This window comes from Salinigranum sp. (genome assembly GCF_041641895.1).
In the GTDB taxonomy this organism is placed as follows: domain Archaea; phylum Halobacteriota; class Halobacteria; order Halobacteriales; family Haloferacaceae; genus Salinigranum.
Genome location: NZ_JBEPXO010000049.1, coordinates 17119 through 29003 on the forward strand (window position 1 = coordinate 17119; position 11885 = coordinate 29003).

An 11885-nucleotide genomic window follows, 5' to 3' on the forward strand; every position below is an offset into this window, starting at 1 on the left:
CTCTCCTGCCGCAATCGTGGCAAACTATTTATCCTATCGCCGAGCAGTCAGTATCGTCCCTACGAGGGGAAGGGGGGAATTCAGTATGCCAAACTGCCGACGATGCGGCTCCTTCGTCAGTACCGACTTCATCCGCGTGTTCGGGGGGAACGAACGCGAAGTCTTCGGGTGCCTCGGCTGTACGACCGCCATCGACCTGTTCGACGGGAAAGCCGCGAGGCCAGAACCGTGATGGACGCGTCGACGGTCGGTCAGTGCCCGCGCTGTCGCGCGACCGTCCGTCAGTCGTGGGTCATCATCGAGTACGAGCGGACGGACGGGCGACAGGCCGCCTACGCGGCGTGTCGCCAGTGTGAGGCGGTCGTCCGCCCTCGGACGGCCGAGACGGACCTGCCGTGAGAATGGCCGCGGCGAGCGAGTCGCTCGCTCCTCGGTCGCGCCGGCCCCCGACTACGACGATACGTCACCGCCCATCGCGTGCGACTCCTGGGCGTGCGCCCGTAGCTCTTCTTGGGTTTCGAACCGCTCCCCGCACAGGTCACACTCGAACGGCGCCGCAGCCGAGTCTCGGTTCTCGGTCACGCCCGGTCGTACCGCATCCACGACATTAAGCCTGGGGTGGCCCCGTCGCGAGACGCGGTCGACCCTCCGCGTCCGTCTCGCCCGGAACGGAGCCGCGTTCCCGGCAGAAGCGTCGTGTCCTCCTCTAGCGAATGAACGTCACGGTATCCAGTGAGTCGACGGCGTCTCCGTCGACAACGCCGACTGAGGCTCCGACGACGACGCCGACGGAGTTCCCCGGATTCGGCGTGGTGCTCACCGTCGTCGCGATTCTCGCCGTGGCGCCGCTGGCCATCCGTCGCCGGGGCGGATAGTGGCGTTCTGACGCTCCGGACCGGGTCATTACCTCGCGGCGGTCACTCTCCGGGTTCGGCGCCGTCGTCGTACATCCCCTCCGTCCAGACAGCGTCCGAGGGACCCGCTTCGGTCCAGTCCTCGTACGTGTCTTCGAGCGTTTCGAGCACCGTCTCGGCGACGTCGGTCAGTTCGAGCGTCGCTCTGGACGCGAACTCCTCGTCCATCCCTCCGGGCATCTGCGGGACGTCGAACCGGAGGGGTTCCTCGAACGGATCCTAGTAGAAGTCGACTGCCTCGAGGAACCCACGCTCGTCGAGTTCCCGGTACTCCACCTCGGTCAGGTCCGTGTACGCAGCCCACTCCTGAAACGCTTCGCTCCAGGCCCCGTCGCGGAGTGCCTCCTCGAGAGCGTCCCGGTACAACTCGCTCTCGCTTCCCGACAGCTCGTCCGGGTCGAACTGTGCGGGGAGGCCGCGGTTCGTCAGGTCCGGCGGGTCGGGCGTCGTCGCGTCGAGTGTCATCCACTCCGACTTCGTGGCCGGCGGCAAAACGTTCGTCCTCTCCACTGGCTCGGACGCGGGAGAGAGCAACCACGCGTAGTGTGTGCGCTCGCAGACGGTGACCGACCCTGACATCTTCTCGACCGAGAGAATTACAGTCGTAGCCTAGTAATTGACACCCTAAAAACATTAGATCAATCACACTTCGAAACTCGTCGATTCGTGTCACTCGATTTTGATTTTCTGAACGCGACCTCTCGTTCGGTCCGTCGCAGCGGCACGGTTCTCGAACGTCGTCCTCCGCGCCGGGTCGGGTCTGCTCGCTTCCGGTGGCGACGGCCTCGAACGGCCTGGCTCCGGTTCGCTCCCCCTCCTCGACACTCCCCGTGGTGTTCAGTCACGTGTTGCGCGGCTTCGCGTGGGATTCGTCGGCCCGACACGAATACACGTCAGCGCCAGTCGACGCGGGAGCGAGATTCCCCAATCGACGGTCCGCGCGGGTCGGCCACCCCCGCACTCAGCGCGCGACTCAGCTCTCGGCTTCGACGACGAGTACCTCGCAGTCGGCTCGTTCAGCCACGCGCTTCCCGACGCCGGAGAAGTGTCTGGTGTGGTCGCCGTGTTCTCCGACCACGATGACGTCCGCGTCCACCTCCGCTGCGTACTCGAGGATGACCTCGTGTGGGACCCCGTGTCGGGTGTCTCCCGCGACGGGCAAGTCTCTGTCCGCAGTCATCTCCTCGACTTCCCCGACGCAGACGGCGGCGTGCTCCTCGGCGTAGATGGTCGTCAGTTCCGTCGAACTGAGTGCGGGTTCGGCGAACCGCTGACTGTCCACCACGCAGATGACGTGGAGGGGCGTCCCTCGTTCGTCAGCGATTTCGACCGCACGGCGCGCCGCCGTCCGGGCGTACTCGCTCCCGTCAGTAGCCAGTAGGACGCTTCCCATACGCACTGTCACGTCGGCGACGGGTTAATAGGTCTCTGCTCGGTGGGTCGCTCGCTCACCTCCGGCGTGTCGTCCGACTCGCCAGTCGGTCCGGCCGGTCGGTCAGACCGTCTCGGGGTCGGCCTCGGTAGCCGTCCCGTCGTCGGCGTCGACACGCGGGACGGCGCTCGTGCTGGACGGTGGGCTGTGGGTGACCGCGTAGATGGCGCCGAGGAGGAGTCCGAAGAGGACGTGCCCCACGAACGCCGGCGTCGCGAACAGCGGGACGGGGAGTCCAGCCCCGCTCACCGCGTTCACCCACAGCGGGAGGACGAACGCGCCCGTGAGTACGCCCAGAACAACCCCGTAGAGCGCACCGAGACCGGTGGTCCAAGCGGTCGTTCGCGCGTACGTGCGCAGTCCCGTCCGGGTGATCAACGCGACGAAGATCAGCCCGAAGACGGCGCTGTGGAACAGGTGGGCGACCCACCCGACGGCGACGGACGACTGTCCGTACAGCGACGCGACGACTGGCATCGCGCCCATCCCGAAGTGGAGGAGCAGCCCCATGCCGACACCGCCGACGAGGCCGCCTCCGATTCCCGCTATCCAGCGGCGGTTGTTCGACGTCTGTACCAGTTCTGATCCGCGTAGCTCTGATCCCATATATACCAAGTAATTACCATCGACGTCTGAGATATTAAATCCCCTCTCCCGGTCCCCTGACAGTTCGAGGCCGGACCGTCCGGGTCGTCCGTGTGGGGGTTCGGTGACAGTGGATCCGGCGACGGAACGGTTCTGTCGCGCGGTCGACGTGTCGTCTCCGATCGACGTCTCGCCTCTCGACGCTGCGCAGGCCGAGTGCTCGGCCGACCGGACCGAGCACCCTCCTTATGTCGTTGGATTCCGTACGTTATCACGGGATTACGTATGTCGAACCACGAGCGGATCGATTCACGGTACAGCGACAGCGACGCGGAGTACCAGACGACGCCGGAGGAACTCTTCATCGTCGTCCGACCCGGACGGCCGATGTACATCCGCGTCAGCCCGGGCGACCGGATCCAGGAAGGGGACGCGTTCCACCGCGAACGGATGGGCGAGACGCGACACCTCCCGACGTGGGAGGTGACCGAAATCACCCCGTCGCACGTCCTCGGGCGAGCGGTCGGCTCCGACGAGGAGAAGCGCTGGGACCGCGAGCAACTGGAGCGTGGCCTGGTCGTCGGTCGGTACAGCACCGACCTCACGGACTTCGAGCGGATCAGCGTCATCCAGACCGGCCAGTGGGGCGAGTACGACGAGACCCGCGAACAGACCGGGACGCGTTACAACGGACGCCCGTACGTGACCGTCGTCGCGTACGGGGACAACGGGGAGCGATACGGCCGTCGGTACCGGTTCGTCGAGGGTACGGAAGACCGTCTGGAACTGTGGACCCAGGACGCTGCGATCGATCGGTTCCGCGACGAGGTCCGGGCGCGACTGGACGAACGAGTCAGAGCAGAGCTAGCGGCGGACGGCTACACCCTCCACGACGCGTGAGCGGACGCACCCGGAGTGAGAGCTGAATCCTCCCAGACGAGAGGTCCGACGTGCCCTGTCCCGTCCGGCAGACCTCCGACCCGTCCACCTCGCTCAGTCCCACACTAGCGCCGCCGGGGCGGAGCCGTCAGCCACCAGCCGAACACCTTCGACCAGTACTCCTCGTCGGGGTGCTTCTTCGTCTCGTCGTATGACTTGCCCTCGAGGAGTTGCCGCTCGACGATGTTCCGCGCCAGATGGAGCGCGTGGCTCGCGCCGTACCCCTCGCCGGTTCCGACGAAGTGGCCCTTGTCGGTGAACAGGCGGATCCGTGCCATGACGAGCGGCGTCCCACGGAGTGTCTCGTCGTGCTCGTGGAGGAAGACGTTCGCTTCCAGGAGAGTGAGGTTCCCGAACTTCCGGGTGAGACTCCCGACGAGTTCGACCACCTCCTCTCTGCTGATGTCGTCGAGGAGGTCGACGTTCGTGACCTGCACCGGCAGTCGGCGCTCGCCCGTCCAGGTCAACGCCTCGCGGACGTCCGTCTTCGTGACGATGCCGACCGGCGACCCCTCCTCGACGACCACGAGCGACGAGATGCCCCCATCGAGCATCGTCTCGACCGCCGCGTCGAGCGACTCACCGGGTGTCGTCGTCTCGACGGGCGCGCTCACGACGTCCCTCACGGGGAGGTCGAGGAGTCGGTCGACGTCCCCCGCTCGCTCGCCGAACCCGCCGTGGGACCGGTAGCCGGCGTGAGAGCCGCCGCCCCCGTGTTCGTCGACCCCTCCGGCCGCACCGCCACTGCCCCGGTCGACGGTACGCGTGGTGAACGTGAGGAAGTCGAACAGGCTGACGACGCCGACGGCGTCCTCCTCGTCGACGACCGGGAGGTGCGTGACCCGGTGCTCGCGGAACGCGTGGAGCGCCTCGCCGACGGTCGTCTCCGGCGAGACGGTGACCGGGTCGGACGTGTAGACGTCGTCGACCGACAACACGCCGAGGAACTCCCGGACGGCCGCCAGCAGGTCGTCCGCCGTCACCACGCCGACCAGGTCGTCCCCCTCCACGACTGGAAGGAGTTCGCTCCGACTGGCGACCATGGCCCGCGCGACTGCCCGGACGTCGGCGGTGCGTTCGACCCTCGTCGGGTGCCAGACGAGTCCGCGCACCTTCGCGTCGGGGTCGCGCTGTGCGGCGTTCAGTTGCCTGATGGTGGCGATTCGAGGTACTCGCTGTCGTCGTCGACGACGAATGCCCGGTCGCCGGACTCGTCGAACTTCGCCGTCAGCTTCGCGACCCGCGTGTCGGCGTCGACTGTCTCGTACTCCGTCGAGACGATGCGCCCGATGTCCATGTCGGATAGACGACTGGTGAGGGTTTCAATATTATCCGTGACGACGGTCGTACTCGTATCTGAGTCTCCGTTCGACCCGTGGGCACGGTTCCACGACGCCTCGCTGCCGGCCGACCGGACCGACCCTTCTTCGTGGACGCCTGTCGCGACGCCGACGGTCCCGTCCTGGAACTCGGCTGTGGGACCGGCGACAGCTACCCGGGCCTCCTCGCGGCTGGCGTCGACGCGTACGGGGTCGCCATCTCCGAGGAGATGCTCGACACCCTCGTCGCGACGGCGGCCGAGCGGCATCTCTCGCCGCCGGTGACGCGGCCCCTCCGACACCCTCTGCGAGCAGCGAACCGGCACGACGACCCAGCGATTCGCTCACGGTGGCCGGGAGTACGATTTAGAGATACGGGTCGAGCTCGTCGACCGGCTCGACGGGACTGTCCGAGTGCCGCTTGACGAGAGCGGAAACGGGGGTCATACTGAGCCGGTCGTCACTCGGTTGCTTCGGTCGTCTCGCCCAGTCGTTCCTCGACGAACGTGGCGAACTCGTCGGCGAACGCCTCGACCTCCTCCCAGTCGGTATACTCGACGTCGGTCAGGGGATTCGTCCCCGACGAGTCCGCCCTGGCGACGAATTTCACCAGCGTGCGCATCAGGAAGCCGTACTCTGAGAAGCGCAGCGCGCCGCCGAACAGTCCGATCCGGTCGGGATACCAGTTCGTGGCCTCGATGAACTCGTCGACGTATCGCGCCGCCTCTGCCACCCCCCTCTCGGTTCCTTCTCCGGACGACCCGGAGACCTGGAAGAAGCCGTTTGGCTTCGGTGCCAACGCGTCACGGTTGGCCTCGACGAACCTGCGTACCGCCTTCTGCTGTCTGCCCAGGTGAATCGACGCGCCGACCAGGACGGCATCGAAGTCGTCGACGTTCAAATCAGCGTCGGTCTCCCGTACGTTCACCGTCGTCGTCGCGTGACCGCGTGCCCGGAGTGTGGCGTCGATGCGCTCCGCCACTTTCGCCGTCTGTCCCTCCCCTGTCCCAAAAACCGTGAGAACCTCCCCCATCGACCTCTGTACACCCTCCATCGCCAAAGAGTCTCCCTCTCACTCCGACGACCGGAGAGGCGCTCTCGCGCGGAGAAGCGACCGGTGTGGACCCCCCGACACCGGTCGGAGAGCAATTAATACGGTCGGGTGTCATCCAGCGGCCATGGACGCGAAGAACTTCCTGTTCTGCTCGCTCGACGCCGCGCTCATCACGGACGTCGCGTGGCAGGTCCATCGCGAGGGCCACGACGTGAGGTACTACATCGAAGCGGCGTCCGACCGGGAGATCGGTGACGGGTTCGTGCCGAAGACCGACGACTGGCGCGCCGAGGTCGACTGGGCCGACGTCGTCGTCTTCGACGACATCTGGGTGGGTGACGAGGTCGGAACGGGCGCGCTGGCTGAGGAGTTACGGGCCGAGGGCACGGCGGTCGTCGGCGGAACCCCGAACACCGACGCGCTCGAAGACGACCGAGGCTACGCGATGGACGTCCTGGAAGACCACGGGGTGGACACCCTCGACCACCGGGAGTTCACCGACTTCGACGCCGCCATCAGTCACATCCAGGACCACCCCGGTCCGTACGTCGTCAAACCGCTCGGAGAGGTGCAGAACGTCAAACGACTCCTGTACGTCGGGAGTGAGGACGACGGCAGCGACGTCGTCGACGTCCTGCGGGCCTACAAGAAGGCGTGGGGTCACCGGATGAAGGGCTTCCAGCTCCAGCGCCGGGTCGAGGGCGTCGAGGTGGCCATCTGCGGCTTCTTCAACGGGGAGCGGTTCGTCGACCAGGTCAACTTCAACTTCGAGCACAAGCGATTGTTCCCGGGGAACATCGGCCCGTCGACGGGGGAGATGGGGACCTCGATGTTCTGGGGCGGGCGGAACCGCCTGTTCGAGGAGACCCTCGGCAAGCTCGAAGGCTGGCTCGCCGAGGAGGGCTACGTCGGGAGTATCGACATCAACTGTATCGTCAACTCGACGGGCATCTACCCGCTGGAGTTCACCCCACGATTCGGCTATCCGACGATTGCACTACAGGAGGAGTCGTTCGAATCCTCGACCGGGCAGTTCTTCTACGACCTGGCTCACGGAAACGACCCCGAACTGGACGTCCACGACGGGTATCAGGTCGGGGTCCGCGTCGTCCTGCCACCGTTCCCGTTCGACGACGAGAAGACCTACGACGAGAACTCCCGGAACGCCGCTGTCGTCTTCGACACCGAGAGCCGCGACGGCATCCACCTCGAAGATACGAAGCTGGTCGACGGGCAGTGGCGCGTCGCCGGCGAGAGCGGGATGCCGCTCGTCGTGACCGGGAAGGGAGAGACGATGCAGGCCGCGCGCGAACAGGTCTACGAGCGCGTGGACGACATCGTCATCCCCAACATGTACTACCGCGACGACATCGGCGAACGCTGGATCGACGGCGACGGCGACCGACTGCTCGCGTGGGGGTATCTCGGGCCGACAGCGTAGCGACACGTGTGGAATAGACCAGGTCTCCGTGGTGACACCGTTCGACGAAGCCCGATTCTGGATTCTCAGTAAAGAACAGAAATCGCGACTTCGGAAATCGTGATTTCGTTAGCAACGGAGACGTGACAAGAACCCGGCCACTACGGACGACGTCGAATCTCCGCGACGCCACGTTGAAACACCCCCCGACCGTCTGTGGTCGCATGTCACGCGCTACGTTCGTCGAGGGCGACCGGGTCTCGCTCCATCCGGTCGAAGAAGCGGACCTGGAGTTCGTCACCGAGGGCGTCAACCACCCCCACGTGCGACCGCTCGTCGGTCAGTGGTTCCCGACGCCACTGGCGCGCGAGCGCCGGTACTACGAGGAGATGAACGAGCGTACCGACGCCGTGCAGGTCCTCGTTACCGCCGACGGCGACCGCGTGGGCGTCGTCGAGTTCGACCCGGTCGACCACGAGACGGGCGTCGCCGACCTCGCGGTCTGGATTCACCCCGACAACCGACGGAGTGGGTACGCCCGGGAAGCGGTCGAACTGATGGTCGACTACGCCTTCTCGGAGCTCCGCATCCACAAGGTGACCGCGAATGCATACGCCGTCAACGAGGCATCGCGGGAGATGCTCGATGCCATCGGTTTCGTGGAGGAAGGCGTCGGCCGCGAGGACGCCTTCTTCGACGGCGCGTACCACGACACCCACTACTTCGGCGTCCTCGAAGACGAATGGGACGGCCGGTCGGGCCGCCCAGACCGGCACGAGTAGCGTGGCGGTCACGCCAGGAACGTCTCGCAGACGGCTTCGAGGACCGAAATGGCCCGCTCGTACTCCGCGAGGTCGAGTCGCTCGTCGGGCGCGTGGTCGAGGTCCGAATCGCCGGGCCCGTACGTGACCATCGGACAGTTCCAGGCGGCGGCGTAGAGGTTCATGTCGCTCGTCCCGGTCTTGACGAGGAGCCGGGGCTCGCCGTCGTGCCGTCGAACGGCCCGCCGGAACGCGGCCGGGAGCGGACCCCGACGGTCGACGAGGACCGGCGGAATCGCGTCCTTCCATGTAATGTTCGATTCGACCGTCCCGTCGACGGTCAGTTGCGACTCGACCGTGTCGCGGACGGCGTCCACGTCGGTGGCGAGCGGGACCCGGAACTGCGCGGCGACGCTCGCTTCGACTGCGAGTCCGTCGTCGGTGAGGCCGCCCGAGAACCGGAGCGGCTTGGGGGTGACGCGTTCGGTGACGGTCGCCCAGCGGTCCGTCGAGAAGGCCGTCTCGAGCCGACCCCACCACCGAATGGCCTCCTCGATGGCGTTCGGCTCCGGCCGCGAGGCGTGGCCCGACGGCGACGTGGCGACGTAGGTCCCCGCGAGTAACCCCCGATATCCAAGCGTCACGGCGTCCCACCCGCTCGGCTCGCCGTTGACCAGCGAGTCGGGCTCGGCCCGTGTCTCCACGAGACGACGCGCCCCCCGCGAGTCCGCCTCCTCGCCGACGACCCCGACGAAGGAGACACCCGTTCGGACCGCAGCGACCGCCATCGCACAGAGGGGGCCCTTCGCGTCGACGGTCCCGCGGCCCCAGAGGATGCCGTCCGCCACTCGAACCGGAATCTCTCCGGGCACCGTGTCGACGTGCGACGTCAACAGCAGCGCGTCGTCATCCGGTGCGTGGACGTTGCCGACCTCGTCGACGAACACGTCACGGTCGTGTTCGGCGAAGTAGTCGACGAGGCGTGCTGCGGCGGCCTCCTCCGCACCCGACACCGACGGCGTCGCGACGAGGTCCCGTAACAGCTCCCGAGGCGTAGTACGGGCACGGGTCATACGGTGAGATGGTCCGCCACGGCAACCGTCGCGTCGACGAGTCGGTCGGCGTGCTCGCGCTCGATGGTCAGCGGTGGCAGGTACCGGAGGACGGTCCGCCCGGTGGGGATGACGAGTACGTGCTGGTCGAGTGCGAGATCGCGCGCCGCCGTCGTCGCGCCGGTCTTCACCTCGACGCCGACCATCAAGCCCGCACCGCGGACCTCCCGGACGACGTCGCCGAGTTCCTGCTCCAGGCGTCCGCGGAGGTACCCTCCGACGTCGGCCGCGTGGGCAGGCAAGTCCGTGTCGCGAATCGTCCGAACCGTCTCGACGGCGGCGGCGCACATCACGGGGCCGCCGCTGAACGTCCCGCCGTGTGACCCCGCGTTCTGGGCGACCCACTCGCGAACAATCGTCGCACCGACGGGGAACCCGTTCGCAAGCCCCTTCGCCGAGGTGAGTACGTCTGGAACGACGCCGCTCTTTTCACAGGCCCACATCCGCCCTGTGCGACCGAGACCACACTGCACCTCGTCGAGAACGAGCGCCGCACCCGCGTCGGCCGTGAGGTCGCGCGCGGCTTCGAGATACTCGACCGAGGCGGGGTTGACGCCGCCCTCCCCCTGGATCGGTTCGAGGATGACCGCCGCAGTTTCCGCGGAGACTGCGTCGGTGAGTGCCTCGCTGTCGTTGTACGGCACGAACGACACGCCACCGGCGAGGGGCTCGAATCCCTGTTTGTACTCTTGGCTCCACGTCGCTGCCAGGGCTCCCATCGTCCGGCCGTGGAATCCACGGACAGCGGCGACGACCTCGCTCCGCCCAGTCGCGTGGCGAGCGAACTTGATAGCGGCCTCGTTGGCCTCGGTACCCGAGTTACAGAGCCAGACGTAGTCGAGGTCTCCCGGCGCAACCTCCGCCAGGAGGTCGTACAGTTCCGTCCGGCTGGTGACTGGGTACGACCCCTGGACGTACGTCAGTCGATCGAGCTGATCGTCGATGGCCCGCCGGACGCCCGGATGGCGGTGGCCGAGCGGGACGCACGCGTACGACGCCCCGGCGTCGAGATACTCCTTTTCCGCGTCGTCGTAGAGGTACGGGCCGTCGCCGCGGACGAGACGGATCGGCTTCTCGGAGAAGACGAACCCCGGCATCAGGACGGCTCCTCGTCGTCCGCCGTCGCGTCGTCGGTTTCTAGCGCGTCGGCCGTCACGGTCGTGCCAGCGCCCGACAACGCCGCCTGAATCGGGGCGTCGGCGTTCGCGCTCGCGACGACCACGGTGGGCGCGCCCCGACGCAGCGCCTCTGCGGCAGCCATCACTTTCCGGCGCATGAACCCCTGCGCGACGGTCTGTAACTCCGTGAACGCCGCGGGCGTGTCGACACGGTCGACGACGGTCGTCTCGTCGTCGGGGTCGCGGTAGACACCCCGCGTGTCGGTCAACAGGACGAGGTCGGCACCGAGTGCACCAGCGACGGCGGCGGCAGACCGGTCTGCGTCGCTGTTGACCGCCGTGAACCGCGGGTCCGCGTCGGGGCCCTCGTCACCCAGCATCGGAACCGACACGACGGGCGTGTACCCGGTGTCGAGGAGCGTCGTCAGCAACTCGTGGTTCACCGACTCGATGCTCCCCGAGTGGTCTCCCCGGCGGATCTTCTTTTTTCCGTCCTCGACGACGCGAACCGCGGACTTCCGCGGTCCGTGGAGGAGTCGCCCGTCGACGCCGGAGAGGCCGACCGCGTTCACACCGTGGTTCTGGAGGCCGACGACGAGATCGGTGTTGACGAGTCCGGGCATCACCATCGTGAACACGTCCATCGTCTCCGCGTCCGTGAAGCGGCCGACGACGCCGTCCGGCGTCTCGACGTACTCCGGCTCGATACCCAGTCGTTCGAGCGTCTCGTCCATCGCGGTCGACCCGCCGTGGACCACGACCACGTCCCGGTCGTCACGGAGTGCGGCCACGTCGGCGAGCGCGCCCGCCGGGTCGACGGCCGCCGCGCCGCCGACTTTCACGACGAGCGGTTCCGACGTCGTCATCGGCGGCTCCCGGACGAGTCGGGGCGTCTTCCCGCCCTAGCAGTCATGTCGTCTCCACGCGCCGCTCAAGCCACTCGACGATACGGGCCGGGACGTCGACGTCGGCCGCCGCGGCGTTCAGCGACTTGAACTCGACCTGGCTGTTGACCTCGTGACAGACGTAGCCGGCGTGGGAGCCCGTCCCGCCCGCGCCCGTCTCCATGAGGTCGACGCCGAGGAGGCCGCCGCCGACCGCATCGCCGGCCCGGCGCGCGACGTCCGCCGCCGCGTCGTCGAGTTCGAACTGCTCGGTGGTCGCGCCGCGCGCTGCGTTCGTCAGCCAGTGGTCCGAGGTGCGCGTCATCGCGGCCACCGGCTCGGCGTCG

15 protein-coding genes and 1 pseudogene are annotated in these 11885 nt (G+C 67.3%); 5 read left to right on the top strand and 11 right to left on the bottom strand.

Going from position 1 to position 11885, the window contains the following annotated elements; all coding sequences use genetic code 11:
* Positions 1–231: 231 nt before the first annotated feature.
* Together ACESK5_RS11715 and ACESK5_RS11720 are read left to right on the top strand one after the other, a co-directional pair.
* The gene (locus tag ACESK5_RS11715) at positions 232–399 is read left to right on the top strand and encodes a hypothetical protein (protein WP_372911748.1); all 168 of its coding nucleotides are present in this window, start codon (positions 232–234) and stop codon (positions 397–399) included.
* Between the two features lie 314 nt (positions 400–713).
* Positions 714–875: a PGF-CTERM sorting domain-containing protein gene (locus ACESK5_RS11720; RefSeq protein ID WP_372911749.1), complete on the top strand. Its 162-nt coding sequence runs from the start codon at positions 714–716 to the stop codon at positions 873–875.
* 42 nt (positions 876–917) lie between these two features.
* On the opposite strand, the gene ACESK5_RS11725 is transcribed toward ACESK5_RS11720, so the two are convergent.
* From ACESK5_RS11725 to ACESK5_RS11740, 4 genes are all read right to left on the bottom strand, one after another.
* The gene (locus ACESK5_RS11725; protein WP_372911750.1) at positions 918–1094 is read right to left on the bottom strand and encodes a hypothetical protein; all 177 of its coding nucleotides are present in this window, start codon (positions 1092–1094) and stop codon (positions 918–920) included.
* Between the two features lie 39 nt (positions 1095–1133).
* Positions 1134–1379: a hypothetical protein gene (locus ACESK5_RS11730; RefSeq protein ID WP_372911751.1), complete on the bottom strand. Its 246-nt coding sequence runs from the start codon at positions 1377–1379 to the stop codon at positions 1134–1136.
* Positions 1380–1887: 508 nt separating this feature from the next.
* Entirely contained in the window at positions 1888–2307 is a 420-nt protein-coding gene (locus tag ACESK5_RS11735; RefSeq protein ID WP_372911752.1) for a universal stress protein, read from the bottom strand.
* Between the two features lie 102 nt (positions 2308–2409).
* On the bottom strand, positions 2410–2952 hold the full coding sequence (locus ACESK5_RS11740; RefSeq protein ID WP_372911753.1) for a hypothetical protein: 543 nt from the start codon (positions 2950–2952) through the stop codon (positions 2410–2412).
* A gap of 264 nt (positions 2953–3216) precedes the next feature.
* Between ACESK5_RS11740 and ACESK5_RS11745 the strand changes: the two genes are divergently transcribed.
* The gene (locus ACESK5_RS11745) at positions 3217–3831 is read left to right on the top strand and encodes a hypothetical protein (protein WP_372911754.1); all 615 of its coding nucleotides are present in this window, start codon (positions 3217–3219) and stop codon (positions 3829–3831) included.
* A gap of 104 nt (positions 3832–3935) precedes the next feature.
* On the opposite strand, the gene ACESK5_RS11750 is transcribed toward ACESK5_RS11745, so the two are convergent.
* The 3 genes from ACESK5_RS11750 to ACESK5_RS11760 form a co-directional block, all read right to left on the bottom strand.
* Entirely contained in the window at positions 3936–4982 is a 1047-nt protein-coding gene (locus ACESK5_RS11750; protein WP_372911755.1) for a CBS domain-containing protein, read from the bottom strand.
* 29 nt (positions 4983–5011) lie between these two features.
* Positions 5012–5458, bottom strand: a complete 447-nt coding sequence (locus ACESK5_RS11755) for a hypothetical protein (RefSeq protein WP_372911756.1) — start codon at positions 5456–5458, stop codon at positions 5012–5014.
* A gap of 191 nt (positions 5459–5649) precedes the next feature.
* Positions 5650–6222 carry a flavodoxin domain-containing protein gene (locus tag ACESK5_RS11760; RefSeq protein WP_372911757.1) on the bottom strand — a complete coding sequence of 191 codons (573 nt, stop codon included), beginning with the start codon at positions 6220–6222 and terminating at the stop codon, positions 5650–5652.
* A gap of 145 nt (positions 6223–6367) precedes the next feature.
* On the opposite strand from ACESK5_RS11760, the gene ACESK5_RS11765 reads away from it, so the two are divergent.
* Positions 6368–7684, top strand: coding sequence for a phosphoribosylamine--glycine ligase (locus ACESK5_RS11765; protein ID WP_372911758.1), 1317 nt, complete (start codon positions 6368–6370; stop codon positions 7682–7684).
* A 203-nt stretch (positions 7685–7887) separates the two neighbouring features.
* Positions 7888–8445, top strand: a complete 558-nt coding sequence (locus tag ACESK5_RS11770; protein ID WP_372911759.1) for a GNAT family N-acetyltransferase — start codon at positions 7888–7890, stop codon at positions 8443–8445.
* An 8-nt stretch (positions 8446–8453) separates the two neighbouring features.
* On the opposite strand, the gene ACESK5_RS11775 is transcribed toward ACESK5_RS11770, so the two are convergent.
* The 4 genes and pseudogenes from ACESK5_RS11775 to ACESK5_RS11790 form a co-directional block, all read right to left on the bottom strand.
* Complete coding sequence (locus tag ACESK5_RS11775) at positions 8454–9497, bottom strand: [LysW]-lysine hydrolase (RefSeq protein WP_372911760.1); 1044 nt, start codon at positions 9495–9497, stop codon at positions 8454–8456.
* Complete coding sequence (locus ACESK5_RS11780) at positions 9494–10633, bottom strand: aspartate aminotransferase family protein (protein ID WP_372911761.1); 1140 nt, start codon at positions 10631–10633, stop codon at positions 9494–9496. Before ACESK5_RS11780 ends, ACESK5_RS11775 begins: the two co-directional genes overlap by 4 nt.
* Positions 10633–11520, bottom strand: coding sequence for an acetylglutamate/acetylaminoadipate kinase (locus ACESK5_RS11785; RefSeq protein WP_372911762.1), 888 nt, complete (start codon positions 11518–11520; stop codon positions 10633–10635). Before ACESK5_RS11785 ends, ACESK5_RS11780 begins: the two co-directional genes overlap by 1 nt.
* A 43-nt stretch (positions 11521–11563) precedes the next feature.
* Positions 11564–11885, bottom strand: a pseudogene (locus ACESK5_RS11790) (lysine biosynthesis protein LysX); the annotation flags it as partial.

Coding starts and splice junctions, on each gene's coding strand:
- ACESK5_RS11715 (WP_372911748.1), top strand. CDS start 232: ATGGACGCGTCGACGGTCGGTCAGTGCCCGCGCTGTCGCGCGACCGTC.
- ACESK5_RS11720 (WP_372911749.1), top strand. CDS start 714: ATGAACGTCACGGTATCCAGTGAGTCGACGGCGTCTCCGTCGACAACG.
- ACESK5_RS11725 (WP_372911750.1), bottom strand. CDS start 1,094: ATGCCCGGAGGGATGGACGAGGAGTTCGCGTCCAGAGCGACGCTCGAA.
- ACESK5_RS11730 (WP_372911751.1), bottom strand. CDS start 1,379: ATGACACTCGACGCGACGACGCCCGACCCGCCGGACCTGACGAACCGC.
- ACESK5_RS11735 (WP_372911752.1), bottom strand. CDS start 2,307: ATGGGAAGCGTCCTACTGGCTACTGACGGGAGCGAGTACGCCCGGACG.
- ACESK5_RS11740 (WP_372911753.1), bottom strand. CDS start 2,952: ATGGGATCAGAGCTACGCGGATCAGAACTGGTACAGACGTCGAACAAC.
- ACESK5_RS11745 (WP_372911754.1), top strand. CDS start 3,217: ATGTCGAACCACGAGCGGATCGATTCACGGTACAGCGACAGCGACGCG.
- ACESK5_RS11755 (WP_372911756.1), bottom strand. CDS start 5,458: ATGCCGCTCGGCCGCCGTCGCGACGAGGGTGTCGAGCATCTCCTCGGA.
- ACESK5_RS11760 (WP_372911757.1), bottom strand. CDS start 6,222: ATGGGGGAGGTTCTCACGGTTTTTGGGACAGGGGAGGGACAGACGGCG.
- ACESK5_RS11765 (WP_372911758.1), top strand. CDS start 6,368: ATGGACGCGAAGAACTTCCTGTTCTGCTCGCTCGACGCCGCGCTCATC.
- ACESK5_RS11770 (WP_372911759.1), top strand. CDS start 7,888: ATGTCACGCGCTACGTTCGTCGAGGGCGACCGGGTCTCGCTCCATCCG.
- ACESK5_RS11775 (WP_372911760.1), bottom strand. CDS start 9,497: ATGACCCGTGCCCGTACTACGCCTCGGGAGCTGTTACGGGACCTCGTC.
- ACESK5_RS11780 (WP_372911761.1), bottom strand. CDS start 10,633: ATGCCGGGGTTCGTCTTCTCCGAGAAGCCGATCCGTCTCGTCCGCGGC.
- ACESK5_RS11785 (WP_372911762.1), bottom strand. CDS start 11,520: ATGACGACGTCGGAACCGCTCGTCGTGAAAGTCGGCGGCGCGGCGGCC.